The sequence below is a fragment of the Achromobacter sp. NFACC18-2 genome (assembly GCF_900108985.1).
In the GTDB taxonomy this organism is placed as follows: domain Bacteria; phylum Pseudomonadota; class Gammaproteobacteria; order Burkholderiales; family Burkholderiaceae_B; genus Achromobacter.
Window position 1 is genome coordinate 1 of the sequence record NZ_FNYM01000025.1, and the last position, 18,932, is coordinate 18,932.

Annotated in this window: 17 protein-coding genes and 1 pseudogene; 3 read left to right on the forward strand and 15 right to left on the reverse strand. The window is 59.8% G+C overall.

The window, feature by feature from the left end; translation table 11 throughout:
• The 4 genes and pseudogenes from BMW75_RS27290 to BMW75_RS27305 form a co-directional block, all read right to left on the reverse strand.
• Positions 1 to 433: pseudogene (locus BMW75_RS27290) on the reverse strand (hypothetical protein); the annotation flags it as partial.
• 149 nt (positions 434 to 582) lie between these two features.
• Positions 583 to 1,788, reverse strand: coding sequence for an MFS transporter (locus tag BMW75_RS27295; RefSeq protein ID WP_092582658.1), 1,206 nt, complete (start codon positions 1,786 to 1,788; stop codon positions 583 to 585).
• Positions 1,788 to 3,029, reverse strand: a complete 1,242-nt coding sequence (locus BMW75_RS27300) for an MFS transporter (protein WP_092582659.1) — start codon at positions 3,027 to 3,029, stop codon at positions 1,788 to 1,790. The genes BMW75_RS27295 and BMW75_RS27300 overlap by 1 nt, the downstream gene beginning before the upstream one ends.
• A gap of 3 nt (positions 3,030 to 3,032) precedes the next feature.
• Positions 3,033 to 3,890 (reverse strand): SDR family NAD(P)-dependent oxidoreductase, encoded by an 858-nt coding sequence (locus BMW75_RS27305; protein WP_092582660.1) that lies wholly within the window; start codon positions 3,888 to 3,890, stop codon positions 3,033 to 3,035.
• A 206-nt stretch (positions 3,891 to 4,096) separates the two neighbouring features.
• Here BMW75_RS27305 and BMW75_RS27310 point away from each other — a divergent pair, with 206 nt between their 5' ends.
• Together BMW75_RS27310 and BMW75_RS27315 are read left to right on the forward strand one after the other, a co-directional pair.
• Positions 4,097 to 5,017, forward strand: a complete 921-nt coding sequence (locus tag BMW75_RS27310; RefSeq protein WP_092582661.1) for a LysR family transcriptional regulator — start codon at positions 4,097 to 4,099, stop codon at positions 5,015 to 5,017.
• A gap of 583 nt (positions 5,018 to 5,600) precedes the next feature.
• Entirely contained in the window at positions 5,601 to 6,752 is a 1,152-nt protein-coding gene (locus tag BMW75_RS27315; protein ID WP_092582662.1) for a metallophosphoesterase, read from the forward strand.
• 115 nt (positions 6,753 to 6,867) lie between these two features.
• Here BMW75_RS27315 and BMW75_RS27320 read toward each other — a convergent pair whose 3' ends face one another.
• The 4 genes from BMW75_RS27320 to BMW75_RS27335 all read right to left on the reverse strand — a co-directional run bounded on the left by BMW75_RS27320 (position 6,868) and on the right by BMW75_RS27335 (position 10,599).
• Positions 6,868 to 7,140: a LysR substrate-binding domain-containing protein gene (locus tag BMW75_RS27320; RefSeq protein ID WP_092582663.1), complete on the reverse strand. Its 273-nt coding sequence runs from the start codon at positions 7,138 to 7,140 to the stop codon at positions 6,868 to 6,870.
• Positions 7,141 to 7,560: 420 nt separating this feature from the next.
• Positions 7,561 to 8,730 carry an alpha-hydroxy acid oxidase gene (locus tag BMW75_RS27325; protein WP_092582664.1) on the reverse strand — a complete coding sequence of 390 codons (1,170 nt, stop codon included), beginning with the start codon at positions 8,728 to 8,730 and terminating at the stop codon, positions 7,561 to 7,563.
• A 21-nt stretch (positions 8,731 to 8,751) separates the two neighbouring features.
• Positions 8,752 to 9,624 (reverse strand): fumarylacetoacetate hydrolase family protein, encoded by an 873-nt coding sequence (locus BMW75_RS27330; protein WP_092582665.1) that lies wholly within the window; start codon positions 9,622 to 9,624, stop codon positions 8,752 to 8,754.
• Between the two features lie 21 nt (positions 9,625 to 9,645).
• Positions 9,646 to 10,599, reverse strand: coding sequence for a Bug family tripartite tricarboxylate transporter substrate binding protein (locus tag BMW75_RS27335; protein WP_254792144.1), 954 nt, complete (start codon positions 10,597 to 10,599; stop codon positions 9,646 to 9,648).
• A 168-nt stretch (positions 10,600 to 10,767) separates the two neighbouring features.
• Here BMW75_RS27335 and BMW75_RS27340 point away from each other — a divergent pair, with 168 nt between their 5' ends.
• Positions 10,768 to 11,571, forward strand: coding sequence for an IclR family transcriptional regulator (locus BMW75_RS27340; RefSeq protein ID WP_092582667.1), 804 nt, complete (start codon positions 10,768 to 10,770; stop codon positions 11,569 to 11,571).
• A 73-nt stretch (positions 11,572 to 11,644) separates the two neighbouring features.
• Here BMW75_RS27340 and BMW75_RS27345 read toward each other — a convergent pair whose 3' ends face one another.
• The 7 genes from BMW75_RS27345 to BMW75_RS27375 form a co-directional block, all read right to left on the reverse strand.
• Positions 11,645 to 12,580: an NAD(P)-dependent oxidoreductase gene (locus BMW75_RS27345; RefSeq protein ID WP_092582668.1), complete on the reverse strand. Its 936-nt coding sequence runs from the start codon at positions 12,578 to 12,580 to the stop codon at positions 11,645 to 11,647.
• Positions 12,581 to 12,681: 101 nt separating this feature from the next.
• Complete coding sequence (locus tag BMW75_RS27350; protein WP_175493285.1) at positions 12,682 to 13,872, reverse strand: ABC transporter substrate-binding protein; 1,191 nt, start codon at positions 13,870 to 13,872, stop codon at positions 12,682 to 12,684.
• 340 nt (positions 13,873 to 14,212) lie between these two features.
• Positions 14,213 to 15,643 carry an aldehyde dehydrogenase family protein gene (locus BMW75_RS27355; protein WP_217646976.1) on the reverse strand — a complete coding sequence of 477 codons (1,431 nt, stop codon included), beginning with the start codon at positions 15,641 to 15,643 and terminating at the stop codon, positions 14,213 to 14,215.
• A 46-nt stretch (positions 15,644 to 15,689) separates the two neighbouring features.
• The gene (locus tag BMW75_RS27360; protein WP_092582671.1) at positions 15,690 to 16,655 is read right to left on the reverse strand and encodes a tripartite tricarboxylate transporter substrate binding protein; all 966 of its coding nucleotides are present in this window, start codon (positions 16,653 to 16,655) and stop codon (positions 15,690 to 15,692) included.
• A gap of 45 nt (positions 16,656 to 16,700) precedes the next feature.
• Complete coding sequence (locus tag BMW75_RS27365) at positions 16,701 to 17,213, reverse strand: carboxymuconolactone decarboxylase family protein (RefSeq protein ID WP_092582672.1); 513 nt, start codon at positions 17,211 to 17,213, stop codon at positions 16,701 to 16,703.
• 22 nt (positions 17,214 to 17,235) lie between these two features.
• On the reverse strand, positions 17,236 to 18,057 hold the full coding sequence (locus BMW75_RS27370) for an SDR family NAD(P)-dependent oxidoreductase (protein ID WP_092582673.1): 822 nt from the start codon (positions 18,055 to 18,057) through the stop codon (positions 17,236 to 17,238).
• A 14-nt stretch (positions 18,058 to 18,071) separates the two neighbouring features.
• A complete protein-coding gene (locus BMW75_RS27375) occupies positions 18,072 to 18,866 on the reverse strand; it encodes an SDR family NAD(P)-dependent oxidoreductase (protein WP_092582674.1) in 795 nt (264 codons plus the stop codon).
• Between the last annotated feature and the right edge of the window lie 66 nt (positions 18,867 to 18,932).

Consider the following 18,932-nt stretch of genomic DNA (forward strand, 5'->3'; position numbering starts at 1 on the left):
CGTGCGCATTTGTTTGCGCAGACGTTCGATCTTGTCATTGAGCCGATTGGTCCTGGCCTCGATCTCGACAGGTTGCGTTCGGTCTGCTGTGTCGAGCGCCGCCAGATAGCGGTGGATGCTCTTCTCAATCTGCTGCTGACGTTTGTCTACCTTGGCCGCCGTGAAGTTCTTGTCGCGCGTGTTGACTGCCTTGAACTTGCTTCCATCAACGGCAACCAGGGCTTGGCTGAATAGCTTGAGATCTCGGCATACGGCAACAAACCGCCGGCAAACGTTGCGAATGCCCGACCCATTGTCACGACGAAAATCCGCGATGGTCTTGAAGTCTGGCGCCAGTCGGCCGACCAGCCACGTCGTCGGCGATGAAGTCATCCAGGCATTCCGGGATCAACGCCACCTGCTGCCGGTCCTGACCTTCGATGAATCGGGGCATGTCGACTCCCGGGATCGAGATACCAAACTCTATCTAGATCACCGTAGCGAGGTCAAAGAGTTTTCGCACAGCCTCGCCCCAATGCGGTCATTCGCCAACCTGCGTTGACCCGCCTATGAGACGGCCGTCATAAAGCATCGACTTCAGATTCATTCGGCGCGTCGTCTTGTTGTGCTGCGTACCGTGAAGGCCATAAGTCCCATGCCTAGCACGGCCAGCGCGCCGCCTACCCAGCCTGTAGACGCCCAGCCCAGACCATGCGAAATCGCGGCGCCACCGAGCACTGCGCCGATCGCGTTTGAGAGATTGAACGCGCTGTGGTTAAGCGCTGCGGCCATGGTCTGGGCTTCACCAGCCACGTTCATCAATCGGGTTTGTAGAGCCGGAACCAACGCGAAGCCTGTGCCTACAAGAAACAGTACGGTAACGGTCGCCGGCTTGGATCCGGCGAACATAGAAAACGCCCCGAGGAAGACAGCGTTCCAGAGTAAGAATCCAAAGATCGTCGGGACGAGGGCCTTGTCCGCGAACTTTCCGCCAACCAAATTTCCCACAACCATCCCAAGGCCCCACACGCACAGCACCACAGGAACCGTCGCTTCGTTGAGGCCCGTCACCTTCGTGAGGGTCGGCGTGATGTAGCTGTAGACGGCGAACATGCCGCCAAACCCGACAGATGCAACTCCCAGCGTGAGCCAAAGGAGCGGCCGCTTCAGGCCCGCGAGTTCGGTCATGGGGCTTCCTCCTCCAGGCATTACGGGGATGTAGCGCAGCATCATTACGAGGGTCAGGACAGCACCAGTCGCAACCGCGACAAAGGCAGACTGCCAACCTAGCCACTGCCCTAGACCTGTGGCAGCCGGTACGCCTACAACGTTCGCTGCTGCCAATCCGAGCATTACATAGCCGACGGCTTGAGCCCGCTTGCCTTCTCCCGCAAGCGTTGCAGCCACGAGGGAGGCGACGCCATAGTAGGCGCCATGAGGTAGACCGGAGACAAATCGAGCAACGATCAACGAGTGATATCCGGTGGCTAATGCGCTTCCGATGTAGCCAATGGCAAAGAGAACCATGAGCGTGAGCAGCAGATGCTTGCGTGGCCACCTGGCTGCGCCGATGGCAATCAGCGGAGCTCCGATCATGACTCCAATGGCATAGGCACTGATGTATGCGCCGGCACTAGGGATGGACACCCCAGTACTTTCCGCCATTCCCGGCAACAGGCTCATCGATGCGAATTCGCCTGTTCCGACAAAAAGGCCGCCAAGGCCGAGCGTGAGAATTGCGCCCAGAAAGCCGTGGGGGGCCTTAGTGCTGTCAAAGGTACGGGATAGGGAAACTGTTGATTCGGTCATTACTTAGAGTTCGAGAGTCGATTGCAAGACGGATGTACGTGACGCTGGCGGGGCAGCATCCACGGAGCGCCGTCAGTTCTTTTGCTCAGCAACAGCCATCCTCCGCAAGTCGCGGAAACTGCTGCCATGAGAGTCACCATCGCTAGTTGAAGGCCGACCATCTCGGCAACCGGTCCGATCACCAGCGGCCCCGCCAGCAGCCCGATATATGCGATCCGAGTTGTGGTGGCCAGGCCCTGCGATGCTGCCCAGCCCGCCTCGTTGGCCAGCTTGCCCGCAGTAGAGAACAGCACTGGAATTACGTTCGACAAGCCGACACCAGTGATGAAGAACCCAGCGATTACGGCGGTTGGAGAAATATTGGATAGAACGACGGTCAGTCCCGCTAGGCTGAGTGCGCCACTGGTAGCTATCACTGCTTGGTGGCTGTACCTGTCTCGCACCCAATCTCCGGCCATGCGACCCATCGCCATCGCAATGGCAAAGGCTGCATATCCGAAGCCGACCCACCCGGCGTTCGCGTGAGCGATGTCTCGCATGTACACGGCTGCCCAGTCATAGAAGGCCCCTTCAATGACCAAGGCTGAGAAAGCCAGGGCTCCGAGCGTTCGGAGTCGGCGACGAGCCTCTTTGTCCAAACCGGGATGACCTCCACTCGCGGCTCCTTCGGCTTCTCTGTGTGTAAGGGGATCATTACGCAAAAACCGAGCAGCCAATACCATGGCCAAGAGGCAGGGCATCGCCACGCAAATAAAGTTGAGCGCCGGCGTCACGTTCCCGGCTGCCCATGCGCTTGCCAAGAGCGCCCCTGCGAGGCCTCCGGCGCTAAAGCTGCCGTGCACTGACCCAATGAGCGATCGCTTGGAGATTTGCTCCAGGTGCGCCACTTGCGCGTTCGCTGCGACGTCGTTGGCCGCTGTGGCCATCCCGTATATGAATAGCAGGACGAGCAGGCCACCGTAGTTCCACATGAGCAGGATGGGACCCGCCGAGAGGGTCATAAGAATGCCGCTGCGAACGCTCGCGGTCCCGCTTCCCACACGCGAAATCCATCGTCCTGCGGCGGCCATCGTCGCTATCCCGCCGATTGCTACCGCGGCCATCGCATGGGAAAGCACCCCTTCTGAAAGGCCGAATTTCTCCTTGACGACGGGCACGCTCACACCCCAGGTAGCGTAAAGCAACCCATTGCAGAAGAGAATCGCCATGGTGGCTAGGCGGGCGGGATTGACGTCGAGCATTGCTTACCGAGGTTCACTGCTCTTGGCAAAGGCAGCGAATTCGTCCTTGAAGTCCGGGTGCCACCGAGAAAGGGCCGGGCGCCGCTTTATCAGATCGTCCATGGCCCACTGCATCCGTCGTTGGTCCAGTTCGCTCGTAACCTCGTTGTCCTCGCAAAAGATGTAGAACTCACCGGCGCGAACACCTTGGACCATGCGATCAGCGACCTGATCAGCGCTCCATGGCGCCTCTGGCTTGGGAGAGTCGTAGGTCGTTCCAGGGAAGTTCATGGGCGTGAAGGTGTAGCCAGGAATGAGCAGGTGAGCCGTAACGCGATCGCCGACCTGCTCTCTCAACTCATGAGCCAATTGCTCAGTCAACACGCGCACGGCTGCTTTTGAGAGCGCATAGGCGGCATTTCCGGGGCGGGTCGTTATGCCTTCTTTTGAACCCACATTTACGATCGCCGAAGCGGTGGATTGGTCAAGAAGGGGGCCAACAAAGTGCTGCTGTATTCCGAGCATTGACCAGAAGTTGACTTCCATCGTCTGGCGCCATTGCTCGATGTTCTCGTACGGCCCAGCGCCTTTCAGGATCCCAGCGTTGTTCACGATTACGGAGATTTCGCCAAGGGCTTCTGCTTCTCCACTCATGGCCGGGCCAGCGGTTTCAGAGGTGACGTCGCCGGCAATGCTGCGCAGCTCAAGCTCGGGAAACTCGGTGTGAAGGCGCTCGGCTGCCTGCGTAAGCATGCGGCCGTCCTGATCGAGCAGGACGAGTTTCATCCCTTCCTTTGCAAGTCGATGGGCAATGGCGTAACCGATGCCGTTGGCGGCACCAGTAACGATGGCGACTCCGCCCCTACGTATGGCTTGGTTCATGGCTTTTCTGCGTGTGGCAGCTGGCGACCTATTCCCGATCGCCAGAAGCTGGCCGGTTCAAGATCTTCCTAATGAAGTCAGGTAGCCGTTGGCGCGGGTTTGAGGTAGGCTATTGTTGAATTGAATTAATAGTAAACCGCTGTATAACGGCGTTTATTGAGGCAATTCCACTAGAACGTTGAATTTCTCTCAACTTTGGAGGTCCCATGCCAGTTCGTCCCACTGCCAAGCTATCCAGGGCCGATCTGGCCGATCTGAACTCGTTCCTGGCCGTTCACCGGCTACGCAGCTTCACGCAAGCAGCGGTTGATTTGGGGATCTCAACTTCGGCTTTGAGTCATTCGATCCGGAATCTGGAGACGCGCCTTGGGGTGCGTCTTCTGAACAGGACTAGCCGCACGGTGTCGCCAACTGAGGCCGGCTCAAACCTGGCCTCTCGTCTGGAGATCGGGTTCGACGAGATCGCGGGTGCGCTTGAGGAGGTGGACCGGCATCGCGATCGCCCGATGGGCCGCCTGCGGATTAATACGCTGAATGATGGCGCAAGGCTGCTGGTGTCAAGGTACCTACCCAAATTTCTGCAAAACTATCCGGAGGTGTCGGTAGAGGTCGCAGTAGAAGACCAGATGGTCGACATCGTTGCCGCAGGCTTCGATGCTGGCGTGCGCTTCGGGGGGACGGTGCCCGAGGATTTTGTCGCTGTCCGTATCGGCGCACCGTTGAAGTGGGTTGCCGCGGCAGCTCCCAAATACTTGAACAGGCGGACTTCTATCGCGGCCCCTCAGGACCTGAAGGCACATAATTGCATTCAGATCCGCACCGGCCAGGGCGTCATCTATCGTTGGGAGTTTGAGAAGGACGGTGAACGTCAAGCGATCGACGTGCCTGGGCAGCTCTGTGTTAACGAAACCACGCTTGGGGTTGAAATGGCGAAGGCCGGCGCTGGTATCACCTATTGCTTGGAGAAGCGCATCACGGGAGAACTCGAGCGAGGCGAGTTGCAGGTGGTCCTTCCTGATTGGGCGCCAATCGAGCCCGCCTTCTATATCTACTATCCTGGACATCGGCAAACCCCACCCGGTCTGCGTGAGTTCATCGACATGCTGCGGGAGGAGCCGCTCGCGTAGGCAGGCGGAACCGTGAGCAGGCGGAGAACGCCCCTTCCCGCTCGATGCGGAGTAGTCGCGCTTTACGCAGATCCAGAAAGTGGCGATATCGCGCCTTCTTCTAGCGACGTCATCCCAGACCTGATTGATCTGTGGCCCTTGACCAGTTTGTACTCGGGTCGAATGTCGTAGAGGTTGCAGAAGTCGACCACTTCCTGAGTCTCGAATTCCACCGATAAGCGACCCAGCAAAGCTATTGCGCGCTAAATGGTCGTGACGAGGGACAACTGGTTTACCTGCCGAACGTCTCTGATTCCGACTAGGCACATCGTTGCATCGCACTGATGTGTGCCAATGATCAGGCCCATAGCCTTCGACGATCGACACTGACAGGCTCAGTGCAGCATTGTGAATTGCTCCATGATAAGAGCGGCTCATTTGCGCGAAATCGCGAACAGAGGACGACGTCATGCACGGAAAATCAACGGTGAGCCCAACTCAACGAAAGGTTGAATTCTGCTAACAGATTGCTGGCGTCAGAGCTAATACCATCGAGCGGCTCCAGCGGTCTGCTTTAACCGCGCTGATCAGGATCATTGTCTTCGTGTTTCACATCGCTTTCACCTTCGCCTTTTTCTACCTTCTTTGGCGCTTCGTTCTGCCTTTGCCTGTTGCGCGCGGATGGCGACTGTTCATCTCGATTCTCCTTCTCGTCGTATCCAAAGTGCATTGGATCAACGATGCGCTGTACGGAAACATGTGGTCGTTCGAGGCGCCGTACTTGGTCGCGCTGTTCGTCGGCTGGCTGTTTTGCGCATTCGTCTTACTTTTTCTCCTCGTATTGCTCGGGGACGGCCTGTTGCTTCTGGTTTGGCTCACTCGCGGCAGACAGACGCGCAATTACTTCGCGCCCTGGGTCGCGCCGGTGGCGATGATATTGGCCGTTGTCACGTCGATCATCGGAGTGGGAAACGCGGTTCGTGTCCCTGATGTAAAGCACATTGAGGTGCCAATCCCAGATCTTCCAGCATCGCTTGACGGATTCAGGTTGGTGCAACTCACCGACACTCACATCAGTCGACTGTTCCCGAAGAAATGGGTAAACGAGGTCGTGGCGCGTACGAATGCTCTATCGCCTGATCTGATCTTGTTCACCGGCGACTTCATTGATGGAACCGTCGGCGACCGGATTGCTGACGTGGCGCCGCTTGCCGACCTGAGGGCGCGCTTCGGTGTACTTGGTATCCCAGGGAATCATGAGTACTACTTCGACTACACGAAGTGGCGAGAGCGCTTGGCGCGACTCGGTATCCAATTGATCGAAAACTCCCACGTTGAATTACCGCTCGGTGATGCTGGATTGACGATCGTGGGGGTGACCGATGCTGCGGCGGTTGGTTATGGATTCTCCGGGCCGGATTTAGATGTGGCATTGCACGGTGCGCCCAAGACGTGGCCCATAGTGCTCATGAGCCATCGTCCGGAGGGGGCGCAGGACAATGCGAAAGCGGGTGTCGATTTACAGCTCTCCGGCCACACGCATGGTGGGATGATCGCGGGACTCACCCACCTTGGTAGGTTCGCAAACCAGGGATTCGTGTCCGGCATGTATGAAGTTGGAGATATGAGACTGTATGTCAGCAATGGAACCGCGTTGTGGATGGGTTTTCCGATCCGTTTGGGTGTCCCAGCCGAAATTACAGAGTTCACCCTGCGGGTAGCGGTCGCGACGGGACGCGGGCTAGACGTCGAGTGAAGGTAGCCGCTGAATGATGAGCTTGTCGGATAGCAAGCCTAGCAAGGCCCCAACGCTCATGGTCTCGCCGACGCCGAAATGGGCTGAGGCGAGGGTGATTCAGGCTTCACGCGCACTAGACTGCATGTGCGCGACAAATCTCTGTGCAGAATTCCAAGAAGGCCTCGACCGCCGCTGGCGCTAGGCGCCGAGATGGATGAGTGGCGTACAACGGATATGTTTTGTCCGGCCAATCAGGGTACAGCTCGACTAGATTACCGCTGGCTATTAGGTGGCTGACGCCAAGTGCAAACACTTGCGCAATGCCCGATCCACTAACGGGTGCCGACCAAGATGGGTGGGCCGGGCGCGCCTGACGACATGAGCCAGCCGCACCGAACCCAAGCATGGCTGGCCGCAGGCGGCGACGACAAGACCAACGTCTCGGGCCGATACTTCTATCACCTCAGGAAGATGGCGCCCAACCCTCAGGCCCAGGATGCCGCGCTGCAGGATCGCCTGATCGGGATCTGCGAGGAAATCAGCGCCGTGCTGGGGCCGGCCGGCAAGGACGTGATCGCCGCGACGTGGTACGGATGTGCTGGCGCACGTAGGCACGCAGGCCCAAGCAATCACGAAACTGCAAGACGCGGCAACGGCCGTACTGGCCAGGTCCGAGATCCGAGCAACGCTTGCCGAGACAGGAACCGATCCCGTGGGCCCGCCGGGCGCCGCGTTTGGCGCGCATCAAAGCAAAACTGGAGCGAGACGACGCGACGCGCTTGTCCGGGAGTTCAGAATCAAGGCGCAATAGCCGGGAAGGCGGGTATCAAAATTCCCGGTTTGTAGGGCTTCGAATCAAGATATCTCGCGTCAACTCGTTCGCAGTCCTCACACCCAGCATTGCCATGTTGCGCGAAATTTCTCGCTCAAGCAGATCGACGGCGTGGGCCACACCGGCTTCTCCCGCCACAGCCGCGGCGTAGTTGAATGGCCTGCCGACAAACACGCATTTCGCCCCTAGCGCCAACGCCTTTATCACATCAGTACCGCGGCGAACGCCGCCGTCCAGCATGACGGCGCCAGTGCCGAAGCTATCGACTATCCCAGGCAGAACTCGCAGCGGTGCCACCGCGCCATCCAGTTGACGCCCTCCATGGTTGGACACGATGATCCCGTCCACCCCATGTTCGCGGGCCAGCTTCGCATCCTCTGCCGCCAAAACGCCTTTCAGCACAAGCGTTCCTGGCCAACGCTTTCGTATGCTTTGCACGTGAGACCAAGTAAGGTGGCCTCGCTGCGCAATGTCGGTATCCAGCGTTGAAGAGAACATGGGTGTGCCGCGTCCTCCGTGCCAGTTCTCGAAATGCGGCATGCCGTGTTTGAAGAGCGTTCTAATAAACACAGAAACCAACCAGCGCGGATGTGATACGCCCTCCCAGGCCAGACGCATGCTCGGCCGCAGGGGCGACGAAAACCCTGCCCGGACATTATTCTCGCGATTCGCGGGAGACGGCGTGTCCACCGTGATAACCAGGGTTTGCAACCCCGCGTTGGCAACTCGATCAATCAAGGCTGCGCTCTGATCTTGCTTGCGGGGCAAATAAGCCTGGAACCAGGTCTGCGGCGCAGCGCGAGCCACCTCTTCCAACGGAATCAGCGACCATCCGCTCATGATGAACGGCACTTGAGCGCGTGCTGCGGCTGATGCCAGAACCAGATCGCCCCGATAGGCCGAAAGTGCGGCAATGCCCATCGGCGCTATTCCGAAGGGAAAGGCGTACTTGCGGCCAAAAAGATTAATTTCCTGATGACGCTCGGATACGTCAACCAGCACGCGAGGTTTTAATTCGTAATCGCGAAAAGAGAGACGGTTCTGGCGCCGGGACTGGCCGTCCTCGCAGTCACCCGACACGTAGCCAAACAATGGAGACGGCAACCGTTTACGAGCGAGCGCTTCGAAATCGGCCAGCGCCAGCACATCCTCTAGAACAGACATGGTAGGTTCGCAAAAGGCCGATCAGTTGGACGAGTCGGACTGCGCGACGACTACGTTGCGCAACAGTCCCACATGCTCGATCTGCACCTCGCAAACATCGCCGGCCTTCAAATAGCGCGCAGGCCGATAGCTGTATCCCACCCCCGCCGGCGTGCCAGTCACAAGCACATCTCCCGGCATCAAAGTAAACACAGTCGACGCATAGCTGATCAGCTTGGCGATGCCGAATATCATGTGGCGGGTGTCGCTCGATTGAACGGTCTCTCCGTTGACTCGCGTCTCGAGCTTTAGCTTCGTGCCGAACGGGATCTCGTCGGCCGTCACCAACCATGGGCCAAATGCGCCGGTAGACTCGAAATTTTTGCCCGCGGCGATCTGCTTCGCATGGAACTGCCATTCGCGCACACTCGCGTCGTTGTAGCAGGCATAGCCGGCAATATGCCCTGGCGCATCTTCCTCGGAGATGTTTCTTCCGCCTCGACCTATCACCACCGCCAGTTCTCCCTCCCAATCCAGCGAATCGGAAACATCCGGCTTGACCAGTGGCGCGTTGTGCGCACATTGTGAGCGCCACACCCTGATGAAAATTGGAGGCTGTTCGGACAAAGACAGATCCAACCCCACTGCGACAACCTCTTTGTGGTGATCAAGGTAGTTGCGCACTACGCAGACGATCTTCTCAGGACGCGGAATGACCGGCAGCAGCGTAGCGTCTTCGAAGGCGCAAACCTTCTGCGCTTGATCCACCAACGCATCCCGTTCGCCGTAGCGTTCGCTTCCCAAAAAATCAGCCAAATTTCCGATCCCGCTGGCGGTCGCCATATCCAGGATGTTCCCGTCCACGACTGCGCCCCACGACTCATTGCCGTCGCGCACATATGACACTAGCTTCATGCTTGAATTCCCTAAGAAAATCTACTCGACGACGATATTCTGTTCGCGGATGAAGGCAGTCCATTTGCTTATGTCCTGCTTCAAATAGGAGGCAAACCGCTCCGGGTCATACCCGATAACCTCAAATCCCTGCGCAGTGAGAGCCTGGCGGACAGCGGTGTCGTTCATGGCTTCATTGACGGCCGTGCTCAGCGTCTGGACAACGTTCTGCGGGGTATTCGCCGGCACCAGCAATCCCATCCAAGTCATCACGTCAAAATCGGCCACGCCTTGCGACGCGATCGTCGGAAGCTGGGGGGCCGTCGCCGAAGGCTTCGCCGTTGTCACTCCCAGAAGGCGTACCCGTCCATCTTTTGCCAATGGCGCCGCAGTCGCGTATGCGTCAAACATGGCCTGCACCCGTCCAGCGACCAGATCAGGCAGTGCGGCCGCGCTTCCCTTGTAGGGCACTTGCACCATGTCAATGCCGGCCATTTTCTTGAACAGCTCGGCCTCCAGGTGAGTGGTCGTACCTACGCCCACGGAGGCATAATTCACGGCGCCAGGGTTTTTCTTTGCCCAATCGACGAACTCGCGCACATCCTTGGCCGGCACAGATGGGTGGACTGCCAGGACATGGGTCGCGGACGCCAGCAAAGACAGCGGGGTGAAGTCTTTGAGTGGGTCATAGCCTGGGTTCTTGTACAGCGAAGGCGCGATTCCAAAGGAGGAGGCGGCGAAGAGGATCGTATGGCCGTCTGGCTTCGCTCTGGCGACGTATGCAGAGGCGATGGTGGTTCCGGCGCCAGGGCGGTTTTCAACGATCACGGGCTGCCGCAGGCGCGCCTGCATCTTTTCCGCCAGCAGGCGCGCCAGCCCGTCCGAGGCTCCTCCCGCGCCGTACGGGACGACGATGGTGATAGGACGCTGCGGAAACGCCTGAGCCTGGACATTTGCGGCTGCGAAGCTGAATATGCCAAGCGCGGCCACCTTCATTAGTTCTCTTATCATTACCTGTCTCCTGTTTTTTTATGATCACTCTAGAAATGGCACGGAGCATTCACCACGATGCTCTGCGTCCTCATAACGTCATGAGCTATAGGATCAGGAATCTAAGACAGGACCGGGCCCCTGGCGTGCGTTAATCACACGAGTTCCCACATCATGGAAGATCACAGTCAGACAACCGGCACGCAGAGCGTGCGCCGTACACTGCAGCTGCTGAGACTGCTCGGTGAACGCCACAAAGACGGTATCAAGCTCAGTGAAATTGTTCTGGAATCCGGACTCGAACGCAGCACCGCGCACCGATTATTGGCATGCCTGGTGGAAGAGCGGTTTGCCGACAAGGACCCGGTAACGAAGGCGTACCGGCTCGACGTCGAGGCCATGCAGCTTGGCCTCTGGTCTATGACGCGCGTCCCTCTGGTCAGTCATTTCCGCAGCCTGATGCAGCGGCTCGCGCGGATTACCCAGGAAGAGATATTTCTGCAGATCCGCGAAGGTGACTACGGCGTGTGCCTGCACCGGGAGGTCGGAGCTCAACGTACCGGCATATTCACGATCGGGATCGGGGGCCGTCGCCTGCTCGGAATTGGCGCCGGCGGATTAGCCATGCTCGCGAATCTGCCGGACAGCGAAATCGACGATATCTATATGCGCAACCGGCAAGCGTATGCCGCTGCAGGGTTGACCAACTCGGCGTTCGTGTCGGCCATTCAGCGCACTCGTCACGTTGGTTATTCGCAAGTGCGGGATTTGACGACCCAAGGCGTTACGGGCCTGGGCTTTGCATTCAGGGCTTCGCGCTCGGTCATCGCGTCCGTCAGCCTGGGGGCTGCCACGCCGCGCCTGCCCGAAACCAGGCAGCGCCAGTTGGCGGACGATATCCGACTGCGGATCCAGGAGGTCGCCGATCTGGTTGCGCGCAGAGTCGAAGACGAAGCCAGTGACGCCAGTCGAAGCTGACTGACGTCACCTGCGTACGCTTACGCCGACTGAGCGAGGCATTGAAATCGCACAGCCTATAGACGCGCGAGGGTCAATCCGGCCGCCACCCTTCCGGCACCCTGGGCTTCTCGATGTTGGCCAACTCGCAGAGCGCATCAGCGATGCAAGAGAAGTCCACGCCCCCGAAGTCGGCCGCCCGCGCCAGGCTGAACGATTCATGAACCGCCGCCGCCACCGGCATCGGCACCCGCGCGGCATGAGCAGCGGTCACCACCAACGACATGTCTTTATGGGCCAGGTCAATCGTAAACCCCGGTTCGGTATGGCCGGCCAGCACCTTGTTCGGAAAGTTCATCCGCAGCTGTCCATTGGTGGCCGAGGTCCCGTAAAGCACTTTCAGCGTTTTCGTAATGTCCAGCCCAAAGCGCTGCGACAAGGCCAGCGCTTCGCCATTGATTTGGCATAGAGAAACGGCGACAAAATTGTTCACCAGTTTCGTCCTTCCGCCTGTGCCCACCGGGCCGCAGTGGTAAATCGTGCTGCCCATTGCGTCGAGCAGCGGCTTGACGCGCTGAAAGTCCGCCTCGGCCGCGCCGACCATAAACAAAGACTCCCCGCGGTCTGCGTGTTCCGCCAGCCGACCTACCGGCGCATCGACCCAGCGCATATCCTGTTCGGCGACAAGCGCGTGCAATCTGTCGGTAGCCAGAGGATCAATCGTGCTCATGTCCAGGATCAGCGTGCCCGAGCGGGCGTGAGCCAGCACCCCGTCCTGTCCAAGCACGATCGATTCGACTTCCTTGGATGAAGGCAGCATCGTAATAATGATGTCCGATTCTCGCGCCAAGGTTGGAATATCCGGCGATCTAACCGCGCCCGCCGCCACAAGCTCTTCCGACGAACTGACGTTGATGTCAAATACCGCCATCTCGAAGCCCGCTCGGCGCAGATTTAACGCCATCGACTTTCCCATTCTTCCGAGCCCGACGAAGCCAATCTTTTCCACTGAATTCTCCTTACTGTCCATTCGAAGGTCCGCGTTCGTGAGTCTTCGCGGGTCCCATTATCACGACCAGGATCTGGCACTTGCGGCTACGCCGCTCATCCAGCTCGTGGGCAACCGCCGATTCAGCCGCGCTTCAGATAGGGGCACTGGCTTTCGGAAATCGGGGCGAACGCTTCGTTGCCCGGTATCACCTTGATCACCTTGGCGATATCCCATTCCCCTTTCGACTCGCCAGGCGTCTTGACCTGTGCCATGTACATGTCGTGCACGAGCAGCCCATCTTCCCTCAGCGTCGCATTTCGCGCGAACATATCGTCGATGGGCGTTTCACGCAGTTTCGCCATCACCTTATCCCGATCGAAACTGCCCACTGCCTTTGCCGCCTGCAAGTACGCCAACGTCGCCGAGTAGGTCGCCGCTTGCACCATGCTGGCCTGTGCGCGGTGCTTTTCGAAGAAGCGCTTGGACCATTCCCGCGTGCGGTCGTCGTAATCCCAATAGAAGCCCGTCGTGTACTTGACGCCTTGCACGACGTCCAGCCCCAAGCCCTTGATATCGCTGTCGAAAATCAGCAAAGGCACAACCTTCTGGCCTGAGCTGATCACGCCGAACTCTTTGGCTTGCCGAATGGCGTTGGTCGCGTCTCCACCCGTATTGGCCAAGACGATTACCTTGGCGCCCGAGGCTTGGCCCTGCAGGATGTAAGAAGAGAAGTCGCCGCTGTTCAACGGGTGCTTGACCGTGCCAACGACCTTGCCGCCGCCTTTCGTCAGTACTTTCGTGGCGTCAGCCTGGAGCATGTGGCCAAACGCATAATCCGCGGTAATGAAAAACCAGGAATCGCCTTGCTCGCTCAGGGTAGCGGCGGCGCTTGACGCCGCGATTGCCTGGGTGTCGTACGACCAATGAGTGCTATACGGCGAGCATTCCTTGTTCGTGATGGCGGACGAGGCCGTGCCCGTGTTCATGATGACGAAGTTCTTCTCCGCCAAGAGGTTCTGGACGGCAATGCCTGTCGCGGATCCCAGCACGTCGGTCATCATGACGACACCGTCGCGATCCACCCATTCGCGCGCCCGCGCCGCGGCAATGTCGGGTTTGTTCAGATGGTCCGCCGACAACACTTTGATCGGGCGGCCGAAAATCTCACCGCCAAAGTCGTCCACGGCCATTTGCGCGGCCACCACGGAGCCTCGCCCCCCGATTTGCGAGTAGAGGCCAGACATGTCGCTCATCACGCCAATGTTCACCGGCTTGGGCGACTGCGCGGCCGCCGATCCGGCTATGAGAAGGCCGCCGACCAAAGCCCACATCCCTATTCTTCTATTCAATCCCATCGTTGTCTCCACGCTTAATAGTGTTTATAAGTGCTGTACAACCACGACCAAGTTCTATTCGACGCCGCGCCCTCGAGTCATCGCTGGCAATGACAAATGGATGCCGTAGCTATTTTGCGAAGAACGTGATTCGAGGTCCAATACCGAAATTCCGCTGGGTCGATAGCATCTTCGTATCAGAACTGGGTCGGCGTGCCCGGTCGGCCTGGCGTCTGGCGCGCCCCCCAGGACTGTGCCAGCGCACCCGCGCACGTCGGCCGCGCCACGACAGAAACCCGCCGGAAAGGGCGGGTAGCTGCATGACGCGGATGACCGATCAGTAGCCTATATAGGCGGTCTTGGTCGAGGTGTAGAAGTCCACGGCGTAGCGTCCCTGTTCTCGCGGCCCGAAACTGGACGCCTTCACGCCACCGAAGGGGACGTGGTAGTCCAGACCGGCGGTAGGCAGGTTCACCATCGTGAGTCCGCTGCGCACATTCAGGCGGTAGTGGGTTGCGTACTTGAGCGAGGTCGTGCATATGCCAGATGACAGACCGAATGGCGTGTCATTCGCAACCTGAAGGGCCTCGTCGTAGCCCGACACCCGAATAACGGCCGCGACCGGCCCGAATATTTCTTCGCGATTGATGCGCATCGCATTACTGCTTTCGGTGAATAGCGTCGGGCGCACAAAGTTGCCAGCAGTCGCGGCCACTACGCGTTTTCCGCCCTCTGCCACCATCGCACCCTCGCCGCGTCCGATTTCGATGTACCCCAGAATTTTTTCCAGTTGCGGGGCGTTGATGATCGGGCCGATCTGGGTCACCGAGTCTCGCGGATCACCTACCACCAGCGCGCGCATTCTTGTCGTCAGGGCCTGCACGAACCGGTCGTGGATGCCGTCCGCTACGATCAACCGGCTGCTCGCGGTGCAGCGCTGGCCCGCCGAGTAGAACGCGCCATTCAGCGCGCACTCCACAGCCACATCGAGATCGGCATCGTCGAGCACGACCAGCGGATTTTTACCTCCCATCTCCAGCTGAACCCGAATCATTCGCTCTGATGCCGCCGCGGCAATCTTTCGGCCCGTGGCGACGCTGCCCGTGAAGCTCACCGCATCGACGCCTTCCAGCAGCGCCCGGCCAGCCGCCGCGCCTTCGCCGTTGACCAGATTCGCGACGCCCTTGGGCAAGCCGGCCCGCTCCAGGATGGCGAACAATTCCCAGGCCACCCCCGGCGTGTACTCGGAAGGCTTGAGCACCAGCGTGTTGCCGAAGGCGATCGCCGGTGCGATCTTCCAGGCAGGAATCGCGATCGGAAAGTTCCACGGTGTAATCATGGACACCACGCCGACCGGGTGCCTGCTGATTTGCACCCCGATGTCCGGGCGCACGGACGGCAGGCTTTCCCCGCCGTACCGGACCGCTTCGCCCGCGAAGAACTGGAATACCTGCCCCGCGCGCACGACCTCGCCTTGCGCGTCGGCCGTCGTCTTGCCGGCTTCACGCGATATCAAAGCACCCAGCTCTTCCTTGCGCGACAGGATTTCATGGGCGACGCGGAACAGGAGGTCGCTGCGCACTTGGGTGGCGCTGCGCTCCCAGCCGGGTGCGGCGGCGCGAGCGGCCGCTATCGCCTGCCGCATCTGAGCCTCGTCCGCGCTGGCGTATATCCCGATCACATCCTGAGGATCGGCGGGATTCAGGCTCGTGATCGTCGCGTTGCCATTCACCCAATCGCCGTCGATATAGTTTGCTTTCTGCGTCACAATCCGTTCCTTCTCTTGAGCCGTGGTTGGTCATTCACGCTGCTTATCATTCCCGGATCAGGCTGATCGCCTTGGAAAACAGCGCGCGCTGCTCCTGCAGATAGGCGCCGTAATCCTGCGGACTCAGCACGCTGATCTCCGCGCCTATTGTGCCCAGGGTCTTATTCACCTCGTCGCCATGATCGGCGACCACCTTGCGAGCGGCCTGATACAAGGCATCGATCAACTGCGGCGGCGTGCCCCTGGGAGCCACGATCCCGTATAGGGTGGGACTGCCGACGTCATAGCCCAGCTCGCGCAAGGTTGGCACGTCCGGATAGGCCGCCAGCCGTTTGCTGCTGAAGATCGCCAACGGCCGCAAGGCGCCGGACTGGATATGCGCCTGGGCCGGCCCCACGGCGGATACGGCGATGTCGGTATGTCCGCCCAGCAATGCGGTTACGGCTGGGGTGCTGCCCTGGAACGGAATGTGGCGTAGCTGGACCTTCGCCTCCGACGCAAAGGTCTCGCCGAGCAGATGGCTGATGCCCATGGCGCCCGACGTGCCGTAGGAAATGCCGTCGGGGCGCGCCTTCGCGTCGGCGACCACGTCGGCCAGCGTTTTGTACTTGGACTTGCCGGACGCCACGATCATCATGCCGCCCAGCGAAATCGCCACGACCGGCGCAAACGATTCCGTCGTGTACTTCATCTCTTTGTTGGCCAGCGGCACCACCACCAGCGCCCCAGGCGAGCTTCCCACGATGGTGTAGCCGTCCGGCGCAGCCGACGCCGTATAGGCGGCGCCAATGCCGCCTCCCGCGCCTGGCTTGTAGTTCATCACGATCGGCTGGCCCAGGTACTGCCCCATTCTCTCGGTGATGGGCCGTAGCATCTGGTCGGTATCGCCGGGAGCAAACGGAATGACCAACTGCACCGGCTTTTCCGGCCATCCGGCGTGAGCCGGAGCGATCAAGGCAAAGCCCAGCGTCAAGCACGCCAAAGCGCCGCCCAATCCTTTAAGTCCGTACATGTCTGTCTCCTTGTGTTGTTATTCGTCGGCTATCGAATGCGCCGTCTACTCGTGATCGATCTGGATCGCCTCCAGGAAACGCGACACCATGTTGTAGGCGGCGACAGTGGCCGTTATCTCCACGATTTCCTTGTCGTCGAATGCCTCCCGCACCGCGCCGAACGTGGCGTCCTGGACGCGGATGTCGCGCGTCATCTCGTCGCAATACCGCATCGCCGCGCGCTCGCCCGCATCCAACGCTGTAAAGTCGCCGGCCCTCAACCCATCCACCTGGACTTGGCTACATCCCGCCCGCAAGGCGATGGGCAAGTGCTGCTCGAACTCATAGTCCGCCTGATTCAGCACAGCGACCCGCAGAATGAGCATTTCCCGCAGCTTCGCGGGCAATCCGCTCTGTTGCCGTATTGCGGTCAGATACGCCAGCCAGCCCTGTGCGACCGGCGGGCTGTTAAGCAGCATCCGATACAGATTCGGCAGACTGGACCGCTCCCGTTCTATCCGTTCCACCAGCGACCGCGTTTCCGGTCTTGAAGCATCCGCGTACTCGATTCGCGCCATGTTGGTCCCCTTTTTTCAGTTGTCAGTCACACCGGGCACTCATGCCCCCATCCACCACCAGCTCGGTACCTGTGATGAACCGCGCTTCGTCCGAGGCCAGAAACAGGACGGCGTTGGCGGTATCTCGGCCGTCTCCGGAAAGCGGCAGCGGAATGCGCCGCCGACGACGCTCCAGCAGGACCTCGATATCGCCCGCTGCCTGCTGGCCGGCCAGGAAGGCATCAACCAATGGCGTATGCAACTGGCCCGGCAAAACAGTGTTGATGCGCACGCCTTTTTTGGCGAATTCCACGCCGACGACGCGGCCGAACTGGGCAACACCCGCTTTGGCGGCCGCATACGCGACCTGCGGCGCCCCAGTCCACCGAATGGCGGAGGTCGAAGAAACATTGACGACCGCGCCTGCGCCCTGCGATTCCATGATGGGCAGGATGTGCTGGCACGTAGTGAACACCGACGTCAGGTTCAGGCTGAGCTGCCGCTGCCAATCGGCTTGGGACAGTGAGGTCGCGCCGCCGGGTATGGGCACCCCGACGTTATTGACCAAAATGTCGATTCTGCCGTAGCGCTGAACCACCATGTCGACCAGTTGGGCCACCTGCGCCGAGTCTTCGACGTCGCAGATGCGCGTTTCGATGTTTGCCCGGAAAGCGCCTGCCAGTTCCAAGGTCTCCGGCAGCGATTCTGGGCGCTTATCCACGGCCACGACTCGCGCGCCTTCCTGCGCAAAGCGCACGGAGATCGCGCGTCCATTGCCCCACCCCGGGCCGACGCAGCCGGCCCCGAACACCACTGCCACCTTGCCGGCCAGGCGCCCCTCGCCCGCGTGCCTGTTGTCAGTCATCGCGCGTCTTCCGATCAGCGGGTGGCCATGGTGATTCCACCATCCACCACAATTTGCTGCCCAGTGATATAGCGGCTTTCATCGCTCGCCAGGAAGGCCACCGCATGGGCCACATCCCACGCATCGCCCATCCGTCCGGATGGCACCTGGGCGTGCCGGTGCGCCACGAAGCCTTCGTAGTCGCCCTTTGCATATTTCTGGGCCAGGCGCTCCACAAGTGGCGTGAACATCAATCCGGGAACCACGGAATTCAGCCTTACCCCGTCGCCCGCATAGATCACGGCGGTAGTGGCCGTCATCTGCATCAGCGCCGCCTTGGCCGCCGCGTAGCCGACCTGGGGTTTGCCCGCATAACGCAACCCTGCGATGGAGGAAATGTTGATAATCGAGCCTCCACCAGCGCTCTTCATGACAGGTATAACGTGCTTGCAGCACAGGAATGCGGAAGTCAAATTGACCTGGATCTGATCGTTCCAAATATCCTGAGACATCGACACAGGATCGCCTGGTTCAGAACGGCCAACGTTGTTTACAAGGACGTCAATGCGCCCATAGGTGTCTATGCACGATCGCACCAGTTCTTCGACCTGGCTGGCATCCGTGACATCGCACTGTTTGACGGTGATCACGCCCCCCTCGGCGGCCACCGCATCGGCGCACTGGCGTGCCGCTTCGATGTCCAGGTCGCATCCGTAGATCTGCGCTCCCTGCCTGGCCAGCACGGCGGCGGCAGCCTTGCCGTTGCCCCAACCATCTCCCAGCGTTCCGCATCCGGTAACAAGGGCCACTTTTCCATCAAGGCGAAACATCGCAACTCCAGAGATCGTCAGTGATGCAGAGGCTAAGGCCACGAAACGCCGAGGTTAAGTTCCGAT